Origin of the sequence: Arthrobacter sp. 2RAF22 (genome assembly GCF_052115325.1) — a bacterium.
In the GTDB taxonomy this organism is placed as follows: Bacteria; Actinomycetota; Actinomycetes; order Actinomycetales; family Micrococcaceae; genus Arthrobacter.
This window is the reverse complement of sequence record NZ_JBFRGL010000001.1, coordinates 441,481-462,038: the sequence shown is the minus strand read 5'-3', so window position 1 is coordinate 462,038 and position 20,558 is coordinate 441,481. Positions and strand designations below refer to the sequence as shown.

The window sequence follows — 20,558 nt, the reverse complement described above, 5'->3', positions numbered from 1 at the left end:
TCGTGGTTATCCGGCCGGGGCTCGGGATTGCCGGTTGTCAGAGGGATTGACGAGGACAAAGAACAGTTTCCCTCGCGTGGAAGCTCCGGCGAGGATTTCGGCCTGTTGCGGATTGGCGGCGACAACCACAAGGCCGTCCGCCTCATTCGTGCCCAACCATTGGGTGGCCTTGCCTCCCTGCCCGGATGTCCACAAGACCGGGACCGCAGATGCCAGGAGTTCGGATTTCTTGCCGGGCCCTTCAGGCCCATCTGCTGCGGTGAGCACAACGTCGACCACCTGGCCCGGCGAGATGAGCTGGATTGAAGCGGGATCGGCCATGCGAAGTGGAACGGCCGCCGTCGCGGGTGCGGTGCCGGTGAGCAGGCCCGGTCCCAGGAGTTGGGCGTCCGTGGGGATCTGCCCCTTTCGCAGGGGCGAGGCAAGCTGCTTCCCGCCGTATCCGGTTTTGGGGGAGAGCGCCCCCGCGGGAACTCCATCTGGAAGGACTTCGAGGGGTTTGAGGTCGGAATCCATCAAAGTGGACCCGGCGGGAAGATCCCGCGCGGCGGCCAGGACCGTGACTCGCTGCTCCGAAGGGGGAGTCAGCTGGTGGACCGCGATCCCGGCGGCCACGCATAACAGAAGGGCCACCACGAGGCGGCGGTTGTGGTTTAGCCAGCCAGCGAAGCGTCGATGCCCGGATTGTCGCGTGGGAGCGCCGAGGCGCCCGCCCGCCCTGAAAGGAAGAACCTGAAGGCGACGCGTACGGGCCATGCTCATCGGCGACGGGATCCTATCGCGCGGAAGCGACGAAGATCCGGCAGGCACAGGGCCCGGGGATACGTTCGGGATTTTTGGCATGGTGCCACGCTAACGGGGCACGCAGGTCCCGTGGCAGGGCCCTATTGAGCTATGTGGAAACGTTGAGTTATGTGGAAACGTCGTGCTATGTGGAAAACCGGGGGCAGCCGGAAACGGCTATCAGCTCGCGGCAGCCGCCGGAACCGACGCCGGAGCCGGAGACGCAGCTGGTGCGGCGGGAGCGGCCGAAACGGTGCTTCCCTTGGAATCCCGGGAGTCGGTGCGGTAGAAGCCCGATCCCTTGAAGACGACGCCCACGCTGTTGAACTTCTTACGCAACGACCCTTGGCATTCAGGGCAGTCGGACAGCGAGCTGTCCGTGAAAGCCTGAACGATGTCAAAGGCATGTCCGCAGTCTTTGCAGGCATAGGCATATGTGGGCACTGGTGATCCTCCTCCGGGACGAACTGCAGGTCCTGTGCTGCCAAGGCGGATTGTTCCGTCCATTAGCAGTCGCAGGGCCTGAGTGCCAATTCTATCATCCGGAGTCGAGGCCGCTACTACGGAATGTGGCGGAGTAGACAGACCTCAAACTCGGTCAAGCCGCCGCAACCAGGCGTACAACCCGGTTAGGGGTAAGTGCCTCGGCCACGGGCTTGTCGAACGATTGTGCGGGGATCGTCCCCGCGGGCAGCACTTCGTGGTCATATACGACGGCGACAGTCGGCGGACGCTGCCCGTCGGCGTCGAGCTTGTCGAGGAGCCGGTCGTAGTAACCGCCCCCTTGCCCGATACGGTTTCCGCTTTCATCGACCGCGGTGGCCGGAAGGAAGATTCCAGCCGCATCCTTGATGACGCCACTGTCGAATCGTTCGCCCACGGGCTCGTCAATCGGGGCGTAGTTCGAGCGGACAAAAGACGTTTCCGGTGTCCAATAGACCCAGCTCAGACGCCGTTCCGGTTCACAGACGGGAAGGAGGACCCGGTGCCCGGCGGCGTGGAGCGCAGCGAGCAAGGGCATTGTCGGCGGCTCGGCAGCCACGCCGACATAAGCCGCGAAAGTCGACGGATTCCCTTGGGTAACCGCATCCGCCCACAGGAGGCCATGGCGGGCAATCCCCGTTCCAGCGTCAGCACGCTGTTGCGCGGTCAAGGTGAGCCTGCGCTTGCGGTTGTCCCGGCGGATATCGTCCTTCAAAGTCATCTTTGCTCCAGTTCTTGGTGCTGTGCGGCCCGGGGATGGGCAGGAAAGGGAGCTTCACCGCTGTGCGCCCCGGGACTCTTTTGCCCAATGTCCAGCTCCTTCCGTTAGATTAGTCCGGTGACTTCCAATAGCTGCGCCGTCCGCAAGGCCGTGATCCCCGTTGCGGGGCTCGGTACCAGATTCCTGCCGGCTACAAAGGCCATGCCCAAGGAAATGCTGCCGGTGGTCGATAAGCCGGCCATCCAATACGTGGTTGAGGAAGCCGTGGGCGTCGGCCTCAACGACATCCTGATGATCACGGGACGCAACAAACGCGCATTGGAAGACCACTTTGACCGTGTTCCGGCGCTTGAAGCGACCCTTGAGGCCAAGGGAGACATCACCAAATTGGACGCTGTACAGGCCACGAGCGGCCTGGGCGACATCCACTATGTTCGCCAAGGCGACCCCAAGGGCTTGGGCCATGCGGTGCTGCGTGCCAAGCAGCACGTCGGCTATGAGCCGTTCGCGGTTCTTCTCGGTGACGATCTGATCGACGCCCGGGACACACTCCTCAGCGACATGATTGAGGTTCAGCAGAAGACCGGCGGATCCGTCGTAGCCCTCATTGAGGTGGAGCCCTCCCAGATCAGTTCCTATGGCTGCGCTGACATCGAGGATATCGGCGAAGACGGCTACGTCCGGATCAAGCAGCTTGTGGAAAAGCCAGCCGCAGATGAAGCTCCATCAAACCTGGCCGTGATTGGCCGCTACGTGCTTCACCCCGCCGTATTTGACGTCCTTGAGCACACCGAGCCGGGACGTGGCGGGGAAATCCAACTGACGGATGCCCTCCAGGTCCTGGCGGCCGAGGAGGGCGAAGGCCGCGGCGTGTATGGAGTGGTCTTCCGTGGCCGTCGATACGACACCGGGGACAAGCTGAGCTACCTCAAAGCCTGCGTCCAGCTGGCGTGCGACAGCGAAGATCTCGGTCCCGGTCTGCGTGAGTGGTTGCCCGGCTTCGCCGCCGGCCTCAGCAAGTAGCTCATCGTGTGGGGGTCGGCCATTTGGCCGGTGACGTTGGAGAGTGGCGACCTCATCTTGCGTCCCATTCACTACCGGGACAAGAAGGAATGGACCGAGGTCCGCTCACGCAACAGTGATTGGCTGGCGCCTTGGGAAGCCTCCAACCCGGCCCCTGGCGGTCGCCTGCCGAATTATCGGCAGATGGTGGCTTCCCTCAACTCGCAGGCTCGGCAAGCGAGTGCCCTTCCGTTCGTGATCACGGAGCGCATTCCCGGGTTCCCGGAGCCCAGGATCGTCGGGCAGCTCACGGTCTCCTCGATAATGTGGGGGTCGGCGATGACGGCCACGCTTGGTTATTGGGTCGACCAGGCGCGGGCCGGCCGCGGAATAGCTCCCACCGCGGTTGCCATGGCCACCGACCATTGCTTTGAGGCTCTGGGCCTGCACCGAATGGAGATCAACATCAGGCCCGAGAACGGGCCGAGCCTACGCGTCGTTGAGAAGCTGGGATTCCGCGACGAAGGCCGCCGTGAGCGTTTCCTCCACATCAACGGGGAATGGGCTGACCACCGAAGCTTTGCGTTGACCTCGGAAGAGGTCCCCGGCGGTTTGCTGGCCGCTTGGCTGAGACGCGGAGCCAACTAGTCGGCCCAGGTGGATGAGAGCCGGTAAATCCATTGATTTGCCGACTCTCCGACGACACACCGTGGGCAATGCGGCGGCCTCTGCGTATTTCCTTCTACGGTTTTGATTGTGGACTTCCCTCTCAGCAGCTCGGTGATATTGGTCATTGCTGTCGCGCTGTGGATTGTTTGGGTTGCGCCATACATACTGCGGAATCGTCACAATCACGTCCAAATGGCCGGTGACATCCCGGCAGATGTCATCGACGAAGACGCTCATGAACTGCAAGCCGGGGTGGTTCTGTCAATCACCCCTCGGCAGGAGAAAGCAATGGAAACCATGCAGAGCACCGCAACCGCATTGCCCGAGGTATCGGCCGGCGCCGGCGAACGGCGTGATGCTGCATCGGATGCGGCGGTCTTCAAAGTCAGATACGGGCGCTGCGCCCTTGCACTCGGCGGTCTCCTCCTGCTGCTCACGGCGGCCGTTTCAGGCGTTCTTCGCATTCTTGGCCTCGTTTCGGGTTGGCTGCCGCTGGCATCCATCGTCGGTGTGGTCGGGACCGTTTTCCTGCTTCGCCGGCTAGCCATCAGGGACCGCCGGGCGAAGATGAACAGGGCCTTCCGTAATGCAATGGGTCCCGCGGTCGAGAGCCCCCGAGAAAGTGCGCCGGCGTCGGACCGGCCTGCGACCAAGATCTTCGACGCCGAAGCCCACGCCCGTGAGGCCACCCGACTGACCGCCGTCGAGCTCCGTCAGGCCGCCCTTAACGTTGCCGTCGCCGCGGGCGACAACACAGTCCGGTTTACGGCGGAATCCAAAGAGTCTGAATGGCGGCCGGTGGACGTACCCAAACCAACATACGTCGACGCCGCCAAGGCGCCTCGACCGGCGCCCGAACCCCTCGACTTGCCTGAGGCCCCCAAGCCGCTCGGCAAGCCGACGTTGAAGCCGGCCAGCGCGCCGTCCGCGGGTCCGTCGGTCCAGGTACAGCACGGCAAGCCCCAGAGTGCCCTCAGCAACCTCGACGACGTTTTGCAGCGCCGCCGGGCATAGCCTCCCTTGACTACTGTCTGCGTCGCAGGTGGCACGGGACAGGTGGGCCGTGAAGTCGTCCGCTTGGCGCTCGACGCCGGACTCGACGTGACGGTGCTGAGCCGCCGGCCGCCGTCGGGCACGTCGCCAGCCCATCACGACGGCGCCCGCTACTTTCAGGCTGACGTCACCACAGGGGCCGGGCTGGCAGAAGCCCTGCACGGGGCCGACGTCGTGATCGATTGCTTGGAAGGGCAGTTCGGGAAAGCCCTCAAGAATTTCGCCGACGGCGGCGCGCGCCTGCTCGCCGCGGCCTCCGGTGCCGGTGTCCGCAAGGCTGTTGTCCTCTCGATCATCAACTGCGACCAGAGCAACGCGGCGTTTTATGGCTCCAAGGCAGACAAAGAACGGGTCTACGCGAATTCTGCACTTGAGACGGTTGTTGTGCGGGCCACCCAGTTTCACAGCCTCCTGACGGCGGTTTTCCAGGCCGCGGCGAAAATTCGCCTCATCCCGGTCTTCAAGGGTGCCCGCTTTCAAACGATTTCGCCTTTGGGCGTGGCGTCGGAGTTGCTTGCCGAGGCCATGGGGGAACCTTCCGCTGAGCGACACCGGACACGAACCATCGGCGGACCGGACATCCGGACCATGCGTGAACTCGCTGAGATCTGGCTCAAGGCGACCGGGCGTTCTGGACGGATCGTAGAGGTGCCGTTGCCCGGAGCGATGGGCAAATATCTTCGGAACGGACTGAATTTGGTGCCAAGCCAGCGGACCGGGACTGACACGTTCGAGTCGTGGTTGGCAAAGCGCGAAGATAGTTTGTAGCCTAGGGACACTGGCAATGCACAGTTGACCAGGGGCTATAGCTCAGTTGGTAGAGCGCTTCGTTCGCATCGAAGAGGTCAGGAGTTCGAATCTCCTTAGCTCCACAGTGAAGGCCCTTTGACCTGCGGAAACGTGGGGGTGAGGGCCTTTTTTGCGTCGAAAATGGGGCCAACCCGACGGCCATATCCTCCCGGCCCCGGCACCACAGCGAGAACCTGTTTAACGCTCTCGGTCATGCCGTTTGCGGGAGAGCGCCTCCGCAAACTCGAGCGGGTCTGAGCCCCGCTTGCTGGAAGTCTCTGCCGGGTGGGTGGAGGAGGTCCGTCGCCGACCGGCAGCGGTCAGTGTGGCTGATTTTTGCGGAGGTATTCCCGCAGTCCGGGGATGGCGAAGTCGGTTTTTCCGTGGCCGGTTGATTCGATGAGGCCTGCGGCGAGGAGTCTGGTCCGGTATTTGGCCACGAGAGTGGGCCGTGAACCGGTCCGCCGGACGATGTCCCCGGCCGTGGAGGGTCCATCGTCGATGGCCATTGCGTGCAGGATCTCCTGGTCTTTGGCGGATGCCGCGGCGAGGGCGGCTTCAATGACGACGCGTTCGTTGCGTCGGATGGCGGCGGCAATTGCCCGGTCGACGGCGGCGGAGGAGAGGCCGCCGTTGTTATTCTCGGCCTCGCGCCAGAGGAAGTAGCCGACCAGTTGGATGAGGAAGGGGTAGCCTCCGGTGGTTGTCGCTGCCTTGTGCACCAGGTCCGGGTCGATGGTGATCCCGGCGGCGGCGAAGGTTTCCGTGAAGGATGTCTCGACATCGCGTACCGCGGCGGCATGGAGATCGATCTTGTCGGCTCTGCGAAGGAATGTTGCCACGCCCTCGTTCAGGAGATCCGATACGGCAGAGGGAAGGCCTGCAAAGATCAGTGCGATGGGCAGCCGGTCTTGGATGAAGTGCTGGACGTTGGCCGCCAGCTGGGCCAGTTCGGCTCGGTCGGCGGCATGGATCTCGTCGACGGTGATGAGGAGCCCGGTCCCGCGTTCGTCGAGAAGCTTCAGGAGTGTTTCCCCCAGTTCCCACCAGTCCACCTGGCGTTCGGGCGAAAGTTGGGACGTGACACTGAACCCGGCAATCGAAATCCCTGTGATACGACGGCGGGATTCGGGTTGGTCGTCAAGCTCCTGGATGATTCGGCGCATCTTTTCGCCGATCCGACCCATGAAGGTTCCGGTCGCGGTCTCGGCCACCACTGCCCATCCGTGCTCCTGGGCAAGGTCATGGGCAGCTCCCAGCATGACCGTCTTGCCGATGCCGCGGGCACCGGTGAAGATGGACAGGAGTCCAGGGGCTCCGGAACCGAGCTGAAGGCCATATTCGAATTCATCCAGGAGTCCGGAGCGGCCGATGACTTCCGGTGGGGTGGCTCCGGCCGTAGGCCGGAACGGGTTGTCCATGTTGAGCACGCCACGTTCCTCAGGTGAATTTGGGTGAATTTGGTGAATTTGGGTATCCGGGTGAATTTGGTGAACTTTTGGCCATGATACTCGTGGTCCTCGGATCCGAGCCACTGAGGGGTCCATCGGGGGTAGACGATCTGCGTCGGAAGGACGGCGCCGAAGACGAAGATGCAGCATTCGCGCGTTTGGAGAGGGCAACCCTTGGAAGACAATAAAATATGCCCTCCCCTAAGAAGAGGTCAGGAGTTCGAATCTCCTTAGCTCCACAGTGAAGGCCCTTTGACCTGCGGAAACGTTGGGTGGGAGGGCCTTGCTCGTGCCGATCCTTAGCTCATCCGCTCAGCCAGGGACACAATGATCCCCTCTGGACCTCGAACGTACGCCATGCGCCAGGCTCCCTCGTACTGGCCGATGCCACCGACCAACCCGTACCCCTCCGAAGCCAACCGGTCGACCCTCGCTTGAAGATCGTCGACTTCGAAAGACAAGCTGCGCAGCCCAAGTTCGTTGGCCATGGCGGCGGGCGATCCCGGCTGCGGATCTGGCCTGACGAAGCTGGATAGCTCCACCCCGGTTCCTCCGCCTGGTGTCCGCAACATGACGATCTCGGTGCGGGAGTCCGGGATCGCTGTGACCGTATCAATGAACTCGCCCTCCACAAAGGTCCGGCCCTCGATCTCGAGCCCGAGTCCCACGAAGAACGCCGCCACGTGGTCGAGGTCCTGAACAGTGACGCCGACGTGGTCGAACCGCATGATGCGCGACATGAGAAAAACCTCCAAGTGTTCGTTTGCACGGTCCAGGACGGAGCCTACCGGGGACTTTACGGCGGATTCACGTTGGGAGAAAGAGTCCGGCGCGCGGCTGGCACGGTGTACGGGCAGGGATCCAGGTCGGCGGCCCGGCTCCGTGTGCGCAAACCAGCGGATTGGCCGGCACGGCCCGTGCGTAGGCTTGGGGAGCGCCATGTCAGACTGGACGCATGTGTCCCCTCCCTGTGAAGCCGCGCGCTCTGTCCAACAGCGTTGAGAGCGTGGGCCCGACGTCGTCGAGCGGCGCAGGCCGCCACCTGGCCCTGAGGATCGACGATGCCTGGCTCAGGTTCCAGACGCGTCTCGCGATCCGGCGCGGTCGGGTGGAGACCGTCATCCCTTACACCGGTTACGGCACCACCTCATGGGTCCGGGTTTTGGCGCGCATTGTCCGCAGTGAACCACGGGACGGCGGGAGCGGCACCCAGGCAGGTAAGCTCAAACCGCTGAAAGATGGCATGCGCGGTTGGCGCAATTTCACGAGCGCGCCCGTGGCACATGCCACCGTGCGGGTGACGATTGCGGGCATCGACCACGACGTCGAAGCCGACCGCGGAGGTGTCGTCGACGCCCAAATCCCGGCAGCCCTCGACGTCGGCTGGCATATGATCACCGTGCAATCCGGCGGATCCAGGATCGTGGAAGCCCCTGTGCAAATCGTCGCGGACGACGCAGACTTCGGTGTCGTCTCCGACATTGACGATACCGTGATGGTCACGGCGCTGCCCCGTCCATTCCTAGCCGCCTGGAACACCTTCGTACTCGACGAACACGCGAGGACCCCGACGCCGGGCATGGCTGTGCTGTATGAGCGGATCGTGAGGACGGCGCCGTCGGCCCCCGTGGTGTACCTGTCGACCGGAGCGTGGAACGTCGCTCCGACACTGTCACGCTTCCTGTCCCGCAATTTATATCCCGCCGGTCCCAAGCTCCTGACCGACTGGGGTCCCACCCCGGACCACTGGTTCCGCAGCGGACAGGAGCACAAGAGGAGTTCGTTGGAACGTCTCGCGGCGGAGTTCCCCGGCATCAAGTGGTTGCTGGTAGGTGACGACGGACAGCACGACGAAGCGATCTACGCCGAGTTCGCCCAACGCCATCCGCAGAACGTCAGGGCAATCGCGATCCGCCAGCTTTCCGTCGGGGAAGCGGTGCTCGCAGGCGGGCGGTCAAAGTCCGCGGCTCAGCCCACGCCGGGGATTCCCTGGATTTACTCTCCGGGCGGTGCAGGGATGTCGGCCCAGCTCGAGCAGCTGGGCATTATCCGGCGCAGCGTCCGGCCCGCAGACGTGCCCGAGACGCCGTAGGCCCGCAGCTGACCGACGTCGGATCCCCGCCCGGTGAGAACAGCAGGCGGTGCCGACTCATCTCCCAGACAAGCAGCCTATGGTTGGCAATTTGCGCCGCGCGTACGATCAGAACAGGGCAATTCTCGATAACCATGATCTGGAGGTTGACGTGACAACTGCAATTATTGGAACCGGCAACATCGGGTCCAGTGTCGCCCGCCATCTTGTTCAAGGCGGCGAGCCGGTGGTCTTGGCGGCCCGCGATCAATCCCATGCTGAATCGTTGGCCGCTGAGCTCGGTGCATTGGCGAGTTCGGCGAGCGTCGGCGATGCCGTGTCACAGGCTGAAGCTGTCGTGATGGCCGTGTGGCTGGACACCGAGAAGGAACTCATCTCCCAACTGTCAGACGCCCTGGTCGGCAAGGTCGTCATCGACCCGACCAACCCGATCGGGCCTGATGGCCACGGCGGCTACACCACGACGCTGCCGGAGGGCCAATCAGCAGCATCGATCGTGGCAGACCTTCTCCCTGATGGCGCGCATTTCGTGAAGGCCTTCGGCACATTGGGTGCCGACGCGCTGGGTTCGGCAGCCAACCGGCCATCCGGGCGGGCAGTTCTGTTTTACGCAACCGACGACGACGCTGCGGCCGAAACGGTGGAGCGGCTCATTCGTGTCGCTGGCTTTGACCCGGTCAAAGCCGGCGGAATCGAGGCGGCCGGCAGGCTCGAGTTGATGCGAGGCGATCTTCACCAGAATGGCGGGCTTGGTGGAAGGCTTTTGAACGCCGATGAGGCGCGTGCCTCCCTCTAGAGCAGATCGCGGCGGCGGGACGAAGCGAAGGCCCTCCGAACTGCGGAATCGCAGGTTCGGAGAGCCTTCGTTGTGCCGGTCCTGACTAGACGAAAACGGATAGCAGCAGCGTGAATCCGAATCCGACGACGGAAATTATCGTTTCCATGACTGACCAGGTCTTGATCGTCTGGCCTACCGTCAGTCCGAAGTATTCCTTGACCAGCCAGAAGCCGGCGTCATTGACATGGGAGAAGAACAGCGATCCGGCACCGATGGCGAGCACAACCAGCGCCAGCTGAGCCGGGGACAAGCCGGTTGCCAGCGGTGCGATGATTCCTGCGGCCGTCACTGTGGCAACAGTCGCCGAGCCGGTGGCAAGACGAATCAGCACTGCGATGATCCAACCCAGCACCAGTGCCGACAGGCTGGCAGCGACCGCGATCTTGGCGATCGCGGTTCCGGTGCCGCCGTCGACGAGTACTTGTTTGAAGCCGCCGCCCGCGCCGACGATAAGCATGACCCCGACGATCGGCAACAGGCTCTCGCCGATCTTCTTCGTCAGAATGGAGGCTGAGAAGCCGACCCTCGTACCGAAAGTCACCATTGCCAAAAGCACCGCCACGAGCAGGGCAAAGACCGGGTCGCCGATGAAGTCCAGCAGAGGCCGGAGCGGCGCGTTCTTGTCCATCCAAATGTCTGCCCCGGCTTTGATCAGCATGAGCACCAACGGTGACAGCAGGGTCACCAAGGTCCAGCCAAAGGACGGGCTGCGCGTTGCTTGTGGATCCTGCGCCTTGCCGACGGGCGCGTCGCCGCGCGAACTGGCGGCCTTCGCGCCGGGGCCTTGCGATCTGGCCGTCTCGGCGTTCTCGCCGGCTCCAACGGTAACGGCGAGGCCAGCGCCTGCGGCTCCGATCGGCACGATCCGTGCGGCGAGACGACCAAAGAGGGGACCAGCGATGATCACGGTCGGAATGGCTATGAGTAGTCCAAACGCGAGGGTCACACCGACATTGGCGTGCAGGATGCCGATCGCGGCCAACGGGCCCGGGTGCGGCGGGATGAAACCGTGGAGGACCGACAAACCGGCCAAGGCCGGAATGCCAAGACGCATTGCCGGGCCCTTGGAGCGGTGCACAGCGAGCATCACCACGGGAATGAGCAGCACGAGCCCGATCTCGAAGAACATGGGTATGCCGATGATGCCGGCGATGAGCGCCATCTTCCAGGGCAGCGTTGCAGGCCGGCCATGGAGGAGCGTGTCCACGATCTTGTCCGCGCCGCCGGAATCAGCCAGCAGCTTGCCCAGCATGGCTCCCAAGGCGATGAGCACACCCACGTAGCCCAGCACGCCGCCGACGCCATTTTCGTAGGAGGTTGTCACCTTGTCCAAGGAAATGCCCGAAGCAATGCCGACGAAGAGGGCGCCGATGCTCAATGCCAGGAAAGCATGCATCTTTGCCCAGACGATCAGCAAGACGACTATCGCGATGCCGATTGCCGCCACAACAAGTACTTGGGTGTCGTGGCCGGTCCAAGGTTGATGCATCGCATCCGTAGTGGCGTCCGTGGCTACCCCGGCGAGGGGCCTGCTGAGGATGGAGATTCCGTTCATGGTTCTCGTCCTGTTCCGCTCGGCCGCAGGCCGAACTTGTCCATGATTTGTTGGGCAATCACTCCTGGAGCCGGGCCAACGTCGATCCGGATTCCGGGCTCACCCGGAGACAGCTCTTCAAGATCCGCGAACTGACTCCCCAACATACTGGCGGGCATGAAATGGCCGTGGCGTTCGGCCAGCCGTGCGCTGATAGTCTCGGGCGTCCCGGACAGAAAAACGAAGACGACGCCTGAACCTCGGCGATTAATAATGCTTCGATAGGACCGTTTGAGCGCCGAACACGTGATGACGCCGTTTTCCCCGTGATCCAGCCTCTGGTCGACCCACTCGGCGACCTTCTCCAGCCAGGGATATCTGTCCTCATCCGTCAGCGGATGCCCCGCTGCCATCTTGTCGATGTTTGTTTGGGGATGCAAGGCATCCCCTTCCTCGAAGGCCCAGCCAAGCCGCCCCGCCAGGAGTGCGGCAACCGTGGATTTCCCTGAGCCGGAAACACCCATGACAACCAGCACAACGGGTTCGGACAGAGGGGTCGTCGCCATGTCCAGAGGGTCCATGGAGCCCATCTTGGCAGCACGTGGGCCTCAGTGCCATAGGGAATCGCAGTGGATCTCCTGGCGGCCGGGCCCCGGGGGCGCAGGCCTGACGACGCCTCATTCGGGGCGTTGTACGATCTCGGACAGAAGCGGCAAGGCCCGGTCAAGCCCGACACCAGGAAAGCTCGAGGGGATACGGACACCGCTTCCGGGAAAAAACCAGGCGTCCCGTTTTTAGTCCGGCCGATGCGCATCCACAAGTTGCCAATATTTGGCAATCGGTTGTCAATCCGACACCAAGGTGGCTAGACTCGAGGCGAACGCATGCCCGTGAACTACGATTTGGTGCCATTTGTCGCCATGCGGGCGAACGGATCCAAAGGAGAATTCCGTGACTGAAACCAATGCCGTGTGGAGCCTGTCCGGTTTCGGCGACGAAGTGGATCCCGATCCCGCCGTCCAGGCCGCAGTCCTGCTGGCGCTCGGTGCCGGCCATATCGAAGTGCGCAGCGCGTGGGGCACCAACGTTTCGGAGCTCGAACCGGAAGAGGTCGGGCGGCTCAAGGCGATCCTGGACGCGAAGGGCCTGAAGGTTTCCGCGGTCGCGAGCCCCATCGGCAAGGTTGACGTCGGTGTTCCGGTGGAACATGAGCTCGCCCGGCTGCGCCAGATCATTTCGGTGGCCAAGGTGCTCGACACCAAATACATCCGCATCTTCTCCTTCTACCGGGCCGAAGGGCAGAGCCCGGAGGACATCCGCGACTCAGTCATGGAGCGCCTGACCGCACTTAGCAACGAGGCGGCAGCGTCCGGCGTCGTCCTCCTGCACGAAAACGAAAAGGGCATCTACGGCGACACGCCCGAGCGCGTCCTGGACATCATGGAGACTGTCGATTCACCCGCGCTGCGCGTTGCCTGGGACAGCGCCAACTTTGTCCAGGTGGGCGTCAAGCCGTACACCGAGGCTTATGCGGTGCTGCGCCCCTACTTGGAGTACTTCCAGATCAAGGATGCAATCAGCGGGACAGGTGAAGTGGTGCCTGCAGGCGAAGGCGACGGCGAACTGGACGCCACTATTGCCGCGCTCAAGGCCGATGGCTTTGCCGGCTTCGTTTCGCTCGAACCCCACCTTGCAAGCACACACGAATTGGGCGGATTCTCCGGACCCGTCGCCTTCGGCGCCGCAGCGCGCGCCTTTGCGGCACTCGCAGCCAAGAACGGTGTTGCCCTCGCCTGAGGGCCTGTAGGTTCAAAGGAAAACATCTTTCGAGGGAGAAGAATGCCTACAGCAGCAGTCATCGGTTGCGGCGATGTATCGAGTGTGCACCTCGGAGCAATCGCCAAAATGGACGACGTTGAACTCGTGGCGGTCTGCGACACCGACGCCGGTCGCCTCCAGGCGGCAACGGCCGCCTACGGTGTGCCGGGTTACGAGGACTACCTGGAGATGCTCGAATCGGTGAGGCCCGACGTCGTGCATATCTGCACTCCGCACCACCTGCATGCTTCGCTGGCCGCGGAGTGCCTTGAGCGCGGAGTCAGCGTGATCGTCGAGAAGCCGCTCGCCCACACCCTTGAAGAGGGGCGACGGCTGGTCGAGGCGGCTGAACGGAGCACCGCAAAGATCGCCGTATGTTTCCAGAACCGCTACAACGCGACGTCCCAGGCCATGCGGAGACTGCTCGACGACGGCGGGCTGGGCCAGGTTCTCGGCGCCTCGGCAACCGTGATGTGGCACCGGACGGCCGAGTACTACCGTGACAGGCCGTGGCGCGGTACCTGGGCCGAAGGAGGCGGCGGCCTCATGATGAACCAGGCCATCCACACGGTGGACCTGCTCCAGTGGCTGGTAGGCGACGTGACCAAGGTGGAGGGCCACGCCTCCACGCGCTCGCTTGGCGGCGTGATCGAGGTGGAGGATACGGCGGAATTCATCGCCGGGCACGCAAACGGTGCCACCAGCGTCTTCTACGCCACCTTGGCCAATGCCACCAACGCACCGGTGACGCTGGACATCGTGACCGAAAAGGCCACGCTCAGCCTCCGGGGCGACCTTGTTGTCAGCTATGCCGACGGCACCGTGGAAACCATCGCGGAACGTGCCTTGGAATCGGGTGGGCGCGCGTATTGGGGCGTATCCCACGAACTCCTGATCAAGGATTTCTATGCCAAGCTCGGGGATCCTGCTCCCTTCTGGATCAGCCCCGCGGAAGCCGAAAAATCACTCAGGATCGTCAAAGACATCTACGCCCAAAGCTACCCGGACATTTCCGGGCAAGTGGGCTAACCACGCGGCCCATAAAGGCCCGGAACCAACGGAGGACAAAAGTGGCAAAAATCGGCGTACAGGCAATGATGCTGAAGGGCAGTTTTGCCGAAGACGGGGCGTTTGAAACGCTCCGCAAGGTCAGTGCGATAGGGTACAACGCCGTCGAGATTTCGCAGATCCCGATGACGCCGGAAAACGTTGCCGAACTGGACCGCTCCCGGAGCGAACTCGGCATGGACATCGCGGCGCTTTCGGTCGCCATGGAGACGCCCAAGGGCATGCCCGGCGACTCGCTCAAGGACCACTTCGACAAGATCGTTGACGACGCAAAGCGGCTCAACACCCACCTCCTGCGGATTGGCATGATGCCCTTCCCGGCGATGAAGTCGATCGACGCCGTGGTGGACTTCGCGAAGCAAGCCGACGAATACGCCGAAAGCCTCCGTGAACACGGCATCGGCTTGTACTACCACAACCATCACATCGAGTTCGCGAAGTTCGACGGCACATACATGCTGGACATCATCGCCGAAAACTCCCCGGCCATGGGCATGGAGATCGACGTGCACTGGGTGCAGCGCGGCGGCCTGGATCCCGTCCGGACCCTGGCCAAATACGCCGGACGCACGGCCATGGTGCACCTGAAGGACTACCGGATAGGGGAGTTGCCGGAATCGGCCTTCGGGCTCCTGGAAACGGGGGACCTCGCGGGCTTCATGGCCGAGTTCAAGAACGTGGTCCAGTTTGCCGAAGTGGGCGAAGGCAACCTTGACTTCCCGTCCATCATTCACGCGGCCCAGGCTGCCGGCGCGGAGTACTTGCTCGTGGAGCAGGACGAGCTCTATGGCCGAACGGTGTGGGAAGCCCTGCAGACTTCATACGACAACCTGGTGGCCATGGGTCACGCCGACCTCTTCTAATCCCACTACAACGGAGATCTACTCATGAGCAAGAAAGTACGCCTTGGCATCATCGGCCTAGGCCAGCAGGGCGGCACGTACGCCAAGTTCATCACTGACGGATTGGTTCCGAACATGGTGATCGGCGCTATCTGCGACACCGATCCTGCAAAGAAGGAGCTGGCGGCCTCCCTGTACCCAGGTGCGCCGTTCTACGACGACTACATCGCGATGCTGGAAAGCGGCGACGTCGATGCGATCGTCACGTGCGTGCCCCACTACCTGCACCCGGAAATGGGCATCGAATCGCTCAAGCGCAACATCCACGCCCTCGTCGAGAAGCCCGCTGGTGTCTACACCAAGCAAGTCAAGCGGCTCAATGAGTTCGCGGCTTCCAAGCCCGAGCTTTCATTCGGGATCATGTTCAACCAGCGCAACAACCCCCTGTACAAGAAGCTCAAGGAGATCGTAGACAACGGCGAGATCGGGGCCATCCGGCGCACCAACTGGATCATCACCAACTGGTGGCGCCCGCAGGGCTACTACAACTCCAGCGAATGGCGCGCCACGTGGGGCGGCGAAGGCGGCGGCGTCCTGGTCAACCAGGCACCCCACCAGCTCGACCTGTGGCAGTGGATCTGCGGCGTGCCGAAGTCCGTCTACTCTAAGGTGGCGTACGGGTTCCGCCGGGACATCGCCGTGGAAGACGAGGTCACCGCCGTCGTGGATTACGGCAACGGTGCCACCGGAGTTTTCGTCACGGCCACGCACGACCTTGTGGGCACGGACCGCTTCGAGATCCTGGGTGACCAGGGCAAGATCGTGGTGGAAAACAGCAAGACAGCCACGGTCACCCGCCTGGTCAAACCCGAGCGCGAACTCAGCGACGGCATGGACATGGACGATGTCCGCAAGCTCTTCATGGGCGAATTGAAAGCCGAGGACTACTACACCACCGAGGTGATCGAGTTCGAGTCGGCCTGGGGCGGCCAACACGCCGGCGTCCTGGAGAACTTCGCGGCCAACATCCTCGACGGCACTCCGTTGTTGGCACCCGGCTCGGACGGCATCAAAGGCGTCCGCCTGGCCAACGCCATCCACCTGTCGAGCTGGACCGGCAAGGAAGTCTCCCTGGACTTCGACGAGGAGGAGTACATGCGCGAGCTCAACAAGCGCATCAGCGAAGAAGGCAAGTTCGCCGAGCGCTCCTAGCTCGCAGGGCGCGTGAGTAGGGCACTTAAGCAGGGCGGTCGCCGGCCGAGTGGTTTGGCAACCGTCCTGCTTTTGTTGCCAAGCCAGATTACGATTGAGCCGTGACTGAAGCGACGAACTCCGGAGCAGTAACTTCCCCCGCCAAGCGCGGACGCGGGGAGAAATCCTCGCCCACCATCTACGACATCGCGAGGCTCGCGGGAGTCAACCCTTCCACGGTTTCGCGCGCGCTGAGCAAACCGGGCAGGGTCAGTGCCAAGACCCAGAAAATCATCGAGGATGCCGCCGAGCAGCTGAATTACCAGGTGAACCCCTTCGCCCGGGCGCTTCCCACCGGCCGTACCCAGACGATCGGACTGATCGTCGCGGATATCACCAACCCGACGTTCTTCGACATTATCCGCGGTGCGGAAACCACCGGGTCGGCCCGGGACTACACCCTGGTGTTGGCCGAGTCTGCGGAGTCGCCTGAAACCGAACTGATTGCGGCCCGCAGGATGTTGGGCACGGTGGACGGCCTCATACTGGCGAGCCCCCGCATGGACGACGAAAAGATCCGGGCTTTGGCTGCGGACAAGCCGGTAGTCGTGATCAATCGCGAAATAGAGGGCGTGCCGTGCGTAGTCCCGGACGTCAACAAGGGGATTGGCCAGGCCGTGCGGAGCCTAGCCGCCAACGGCCACCAGCAGCTCGCCTATGTTGCGGGGCCGCCGCAGTCCTGGATGTCGCGCCGCCGCTGGGAAGGCGTCCAAGCTGCCTGCGATTGGTACAAGTTGGGAGCCGTCCGCTTGGAATCGTCCAAGCCAACGGTCGACGGCGGCCGCCAAGTAGCGCGCGACGTCCTGGCGAGCGGCGCGACGGCGGTAATCACCTACAACGATCTCCTTGCCATAGGCCTCATGCAGGAGCTCCAGGCCGCCGGCATGCACGTTCCGGACCAGATCAGCATCGTAGGCTTCGACGACATCTTCGGGGCAGACTTCACGACGCCGGCGCTTACCACCGTGAGGTCGCCGCTGGGGGAGTGCGGTTCCCGCGCTGCCGCCCTCCTGCTGGACATGTTGCTAGGCCAGGAAGGGCCCGCGGAAGCCGTCCGGGTGGACACGGAGCTCGTGGTGCGCGGTTCCAGCGGGCGGCTGATCGCGTAGTTTCAAGTGATCTTCGGTGGAAGATGCAACGCGGTGGCAATAGTTGGCAACCGGTTGACAGATTGATTCTTCCGGCCGAAAATTGACCTATGTCACAGTCGATCGCAGCCAATCCTGACCGGCTCCTGCCCGCGGATCCCGGGACGCGCAGCATTGCGCGCTCCCTACTGGAGCGCGTCCAGGACCTGCCCATCATCTCTCCGCACGGCCACGTTGACGCCGCCGTCATCGAGCACAACACGCCGTTCCCCGATCCGGCTGCGCTCCTGGTCAGCCCGGACCATTACGTCACCAGGCTGATCCACGCCAGCGGAGTCCCCATGGACAAGTTGCTCTCGGGAGGCGCCAACGCGTCCGAATCGCGGGAGATCTGGCGGACGTTCGTCCAGGCGTGGCCCCTCTTCGAAGGCACGGCGTCTGGGTACTGGCTGCGCACGCAGTTCGACAGCGTGTTCAAGCTCGGCGCGGACCTTGGCGAGATGTCCGCAGATGCCAGCTATGACGCCATTGCCGCCAAGCTCGTGGAGCCCGATTTCCGTCCCCGCCAGCTCTTCAAGGACTTCAACATCGAGGTCCTGGCCACCACGGACGATCCCCTGGACAGTCTCGCCAGCCACAAGGCGATCGCCGAGGACCCCTCCTTCAACGGGGGCGTGCTGCCGACCTTCCGTCCGGATGCCTACCTGAACATCGCGCACCCGGCATGGGGTGCCAACGTCGAGCGGCTTGTCGATTCCGCCGCCGACGGCGCTAGCGGCTACACCGGCTACATCAAAGCCCTGGAAAACCGCCGTCGTTATTTCGTGGACCACGGCGCGGTGTCCGCGGACCACGGCGTCCTCACCCCGGCAACGCTCAAGCTTGACCGGAGCGAAGCCGAGCGGATCTTCGAACTGGCGCGTGCCGGCAAGGCCACGGCCGAGGACCGCAATACCTTCGAAGCCCACATGATGTACCAGATGGCAAGGATGTCCGTCGAAGACGGCCTGGTCATGACCATCCACCCGGGTTCCTTCCGCAACCACCACCAGCCCACCTTCGACGCCTACGGCGCGGACACCGGACACGACATACCATTCGCCACCAACTACACCGAAGCCATCCGCCCCCTGCTCCAGGACTTCGGCACGGCCAAGGACTTCCACTTGGTGCTGTTCACCCTCGACGAGACCGTGTTTTCCCGCGAGCTGGCGCCCCTGGCAGGGTTCTACCCCTCCGTGTACCTCGGCGCTCCCTGGTGGTTCCTCGATGCACCGGACGCCATGCTGCGGTTCCGCTCCGCCGTCACCGAGACCACCGGCTTCTCCCGGTCATCGGGGTTCATCGACGACACCCGCGCGTTCTGCTCGATCCCGGCCCGGCACGACGCTTCCCGCCGGATCGAAGCATCCTTCCTTGCGCGCCTCGTCGCCGAACATCGTGTCAGCGAGGACCGAGCCCACGAAATCATCGTCGACGTCGTCGACTCCTCACCCCGAAGGGTCTTCAAGCTGTGAGCAACGAACCCGAGCGAACTGCGGAGCTTCCCCGCTTGAGCCGCTCCGTCAGGCCCATCGCCAAGGCCCCGGTACGCATTGTGCACATGGGACTGGGGGCCTTCCACCGCTCCCACCAGGCGTGGTACACCCAGCATGCAGGCGACGCGGCCGAGTGGGGCATTGCCTCCTTCACGGGCCGCCGCCCGGATGCCGCGGAGCTCCTGTCCGCACAGGACGGCTTGTACACCGTGGTGGAACGCTCAGACGCCGGTGATTCCTTCGAAGTCATCGGCAGCATCGTCGAAGCTGTTGACGGTGCCGACGTCGAGCGTTTTGTCGAGCTTGTCTCGGCGCCGCTGACCTCGCTCATCACGCTCACCATCACCGAAGCCGCCTACCGGCTCGGGGCCGACGGCAAGCTGGACAACCAGGCGCCCGACGTCGTCGCGGACCTCGCCGTGCTCGCTGATGCTTCTGCTTCCGGCAAGCCGACGACGCCGCTGGGGCGGCTCGTGCTGGGCCTCGCCGCGCGCCGTGATGCCGACGCCGGCCCACTCGCCGTCGTCTGCTGCGACAATCTCTCCAACAACGGGACCGTCGCCAGAAGCGCCGTGATGGGGATGGCCAAGGCCTTCGACGCCGGGCTCGCCGCCTGGATCGACGCCAATGTCAGTTTCGTCAGTACTTCCGTTGACCGCATCACGCCGCGGACCACGGACGCCGACATCGACGCCGTCGCTTCCGCCTGCGGATACCGCGACGAATCGCCCGTGGTCGCCGAGCCGTTCCTCAACTGGGTCCTGAGCGGGGACTTTCCCGCTGGGCGACCGCACTGGGAGGACGCGGGTGCCGTTTTCGTGGACGAGATCGAGCCGTACGAGAACCGCAAGCTGTGGCTCCTCAATGGCGCCCACTCGCTGCTCGCCTATGCCGGGCAGCTGCGTGGACACAAGACAGTGGCCGAAGCCCTCGCTGATGATTCCTGCCGACGGGCCGTGGAGGACTTTTGGGACGAGGCCGCCTCCAACCTGCCTGGTGAGGACTTGCGAATCCCCGAGTACCGGGCCGCCCTGCTGGAACGCTTCGGGAACTCCCGGATCGCCCACCACCTGGCCCAGATCGCCATGGACGGCAGCACCAAGCTGCGCATGCGGGCAGTGCCTGTGCTCCGCGCCGAGCGCGCAGCCGGCCGCAGCGGCCAGGCCGCTGCGCGGATGATCGCGGCCTGGACCGCCTACACTGCCACGGCAACAGGTCTCCAGGACCCGCAGGCGGCAGGGATCGCCGCCGCGAACCTCCTCACTGGCCGTGCCCGGCTCGAGGCTTTGCTCGGCCTGGTGGATCCGGACTTGGTTGAAGACAGGGCGATCGTGGACCTCGTTGAGGGTTTGGCCGAGTCCTTCGCGGCTGCCGGCAACCTCAGCTAATCCGCCAGGTACTTTCGACGGCGCCCGTTGCCTTCCCCGTGAAGGCGACGGGCGCCGTCGTCGTTGGCCCGGTATATGTGAGCGGGCGTTCGCCGGAGACGGGTCATATGTGAGCGGGCGTTCGCCGGAACTGACGCTCGCTCGGATATG

The 20,558-nt window shown here is 63.6% G+C and carries 20 protein-coding genes and 1 tRNA gene; 14 read left to right on the top strand and 7 right to left on the bottom strand.

Translation table 11 applies throughout. From position 1 onward, the window contains the following. Window positions 1-6: 6 nt before the first annotated feature. The 3 genes from cpaB to AB4068_RS02070 all read right to left on the bottom strand — a co-directional run bounded on the left by cpaB (window position 7) and on the right by AB4068_RS02070 (window position 1,987). Window positions 7-762: a Flp pilus assembly protein CpaB gene (gene cpaB, locus AB4068_RS02080; RefSeq protein WP_172465467.1), complete on the bottom strand. Its 756-nt coding sequence runs from the start codon at window positions 760-762 to the stop codon at window positions 7-9. A gap of 201 nt (window positions 763-963) precedes the next feature. Then, complete coding sequence (locus AB4068_RS02075; RefSeq protein WP_059387425.1) at window positions 964-1,227, bottom strand: FmdB family zinc ribbon protein; 264 nt, start codon at window positions 1,225-1,227, stop codon at window positions 964-966. 154 nt (window positions 1,228-1,381) lie between these two features. Further along, window positions 1,382-1,987 carry a 5-formyltetrahydrofolate cyclo-ligase gene (locus AB4068_RS02070; protein ID WP_059387426.1) on the bottom strand — a complete coding sequence of 202 codons (606 nt, stop codon included), beginning with the start codon at window positions 1,985-1,987 and terminating at the stop codon, window positions 1,382-1,384. A 117-nt stretch (window positions 1,988-2,104) separates the two neighbouring features. On the opposite strand from AB4068_RS02070, the gene galU reads away from it, so the two are divergent. The 5 genes from galU (at window position 2,105) to AB4068_RS02045 (ending at window position 5,583) form a co-directional block, all read left to right on the top strand. Then, complete coding sequence (gene galU / locus AB4068_RS02065; RefSeq protein ID WP_059387427.1) at window positions 2,105-3,010, top strand: UTP--glucose-1-phosphate uridylyltransferase GalU; 906 nt, start codon at window positions 2,105-2,107, stop codon at window positions 3,008-3,010. A gap of 6 nt (window positions 3,011-3,016) precedes the next feature. After that, a complete protein-coding gene (locus AB4068_RS02060) occupies window positions 3,017-3,637 on the top strand; it encodes a GNAT family N-acetyltransferase (protein WP_284991345.1) in 621 nt (206 codons plus the stop codon). 213 nt (window positions 3,638-3,850) lie between these two features. Then, a complete protein-coding gene (locus tag AB4068_RS02055; protein WP_306958935.1) occupies window positions 3,851-4,672 on the top strand; it encodes a hypothetical protein in 822 nt (273 codons plus the stop codon). 6 nt (window positions 4,673-4,678) lie between these two features. Continuing rightward, a complete protein-coding gene (locus AB4068_RS02050) occupies window positions 4,679-5,479 on the top strand; it encodes an SDR family oxidoreductase (protein ID WP_441432548.1) in 801 nt (266 codons plus the stop codon). Between the two features lie 31 nt (window positions 5,480-5,510). Then, window positions 5,511-5,583, top strand: a tRNA-Ala gene (locus AB4068_RS02045). A gap of 237 nt (window positions 5,584-5,820) precedes the next feature. Here AB4068_RS02045 and AB4068_RS02040 read toward each other — a convergent pair. Together AB4068_RS02040 and AB4068_RS02035 are read right to left on the bottom strand one after the other, a co-directional pair. After that, window positions 5,821-6,921, bottom strand: coding sequence for an ATP-binding protein (locus AB4068_RS02040; protein WP_441432666.1), 1,101 nt, complete (start codon window positions 6,919-6,921; stop codon window positions 5,821-5,823). Window positions 6,922-7,250: 329 nt separating this feature from the next. Next, window positions 7,251-7,691 carry a VOC family protein gene (locus AB4068_RS02035; protein ID WP_059387432.1) on the bottom strand — a complete coding sequence of 147 codons (441 nt, stop codon included), beginning with the start codon at window positions 7,689-7,691 and terminating at the stop codon, window positions 7,251-7,253. A gap of 215 nt (window positions 7,692-7,906) precedes the next feature. Between AB4068_RS02035 and AB4068_RS02030 the strand changes: the two genes are divergently transcribed. Together AB4068_RS02030 and AB4068_RS02025 are read left to right on the top strand one after the other, a co-directional pair. Further along, complete coding sequence (locus tag AB4068_RS02030) at window positions 7,907-9,043, top strand: App1 family protein (protein ID WP_441432547.1); 1,137 nt, start codon at window positions 7,907-7,909, stop codon at window positions 9,041-9,043. A 79-nt stretch (window positions 9,044-9,122) separates the two neighbouring features. Next, window positions 9,123-9,839 (top strand): NAD(P)-binding domain-containing protein, encoded by a 717-nt coding sequence (locus AB4068_RS02025; RefSeq protein WP_059387433.1) that lies wholly within the window; start codon window positions 9,123-9,125, stop codon window positions 9,837-9,839. 85 nt (window positions 9,840-9,924) lie between these two features. On the opposite strand, the gene AB4068_RS02020 is transcribed toward AB4068_RS02025, so the two are convergent. Then, window positions 9,925-11,436 carry a GntT/GntP/DsdX family permease gene (locus AB4068_RS02020; RefSeq protein ID WP_441432546.1) on the bottom strand — a complete coding sequence of 504 codons (1,512 nt, stop codon included), beginning with the start codon at window positions 11,434-11,436 and terminating at the stop codon, window positions 9,925-9,927. Next, on the bottom strand, window positions 11,433-11,981 hold the full coding sequence (locus tag AB4068_RS02015; RefSeq protein ID WP_332602006.1) for a gluconokinase: 549 nt from the start codon (window positions 11,979-11,981) through the stop codon (window positions 11,433-11,435). Before AB4068_RS02015 ends, AB4068_RS02020 begins: the two co-directional genes overlap by 4 nt. A 385-nt stretch (window positions 11,982-12,366) precedes the next feature. Between AB4068_RS02015 and AB4068_RS02010 the strand changes: the two genes are divergently transcribed. The 7 genes from AB4068_RS02010 (at window position 12,367) to AB4068_RS01980 (ending at window position 20,408) form a co-directional block, all read left to right on the top strand. Further along, a complete protein-coding gene (locus tag AB4068_RS02010) occupies window positions 12,367-13,212 on the top strand; it encodes a sugar phosphate isomerase/epimerase family protein (protein WP_307052533.1) in 846 nt (281 codons plus the stop codon). Window positions 13,213-13,254: 42 nt separating this feature from the next. Then, the gene (locus AB4068_RS02005; RefSeq protein ID WP_307052534.1) at window positions 13,255-14,262 is read left to right on the top strand and encodes a Gfo/Idh/MocA family protein; all 1,008 of its coding nucleotides are present in this window, start codon (window positions 13,255-13,257) and stop codon (window positions 14,260-14,262) included. Between the two features lie 41 nt (window positions 14,263-14,303). Further along, window positions 14,304-15,164 (top strand): sugar phosphate isomerase/epimerase family protein, encoded by an 861-nt coding sequence (locus AB4068_RS02000; RefSeq protein WP_307052535.1) that lies wholly within the window; start codon window positions 14,304-14,306, stop codon window positions 15,162-15,164. A gap of 24 nt (window positions 15,165-15,188) precedes the next feature. Further along, window positions 15,189-16,355: a Gfo/Idh/MocA family protein gene (locus AB4068_RS01995; protein WP_059387437.1), complete on the top strand. Its 1,167-nt coding sequence runs from the start codon at window positions 15,189-15,191 to the stop codon at window positions 16,353-16,355. 101 nt (window positions 16,356-16,456) lie between these two features. Next, complete coding sequence (locus AB4068_RS01990; RefSeq protein ID WP_059387438.1) at window positions 16,457-17,503, top strand: LacI family DNA-binding transcriptional regulator; 1,047 nt, start codon at window positions 16,457-16,459, stop codon at window positions 17,501-17,503. 89 nt (window positions 17,504-17,592) lie between these two features. Further along, complete coding sequence (gene uxaC / locus AB4068_RS01985; RefSeq protein WP_441432545.1) at window positions 17,593-18,999, top strand: glucuronate isomerase; 1,407 nt, start codon at window positions 17,593-17,595, stop codon at window positions 18,997-18,999. Between the two features lie 86 nt (window positions 19,000-19,085). Continuing rightward, the gene (locus AB4068_RS01980) at window positions 19,086-20,408 is read left to right on the top strand and encodes a mannitol dehydrogenase family protein (protein WP_441432665.1); all 1,323 of its coding nucleotides are present in this window, start codon (window positions 19,086-19,088) and stop codon (window positions 20,406-20,408) included. Window positions 20,409-20,558 lie beyond the last annotated feature (150 nt).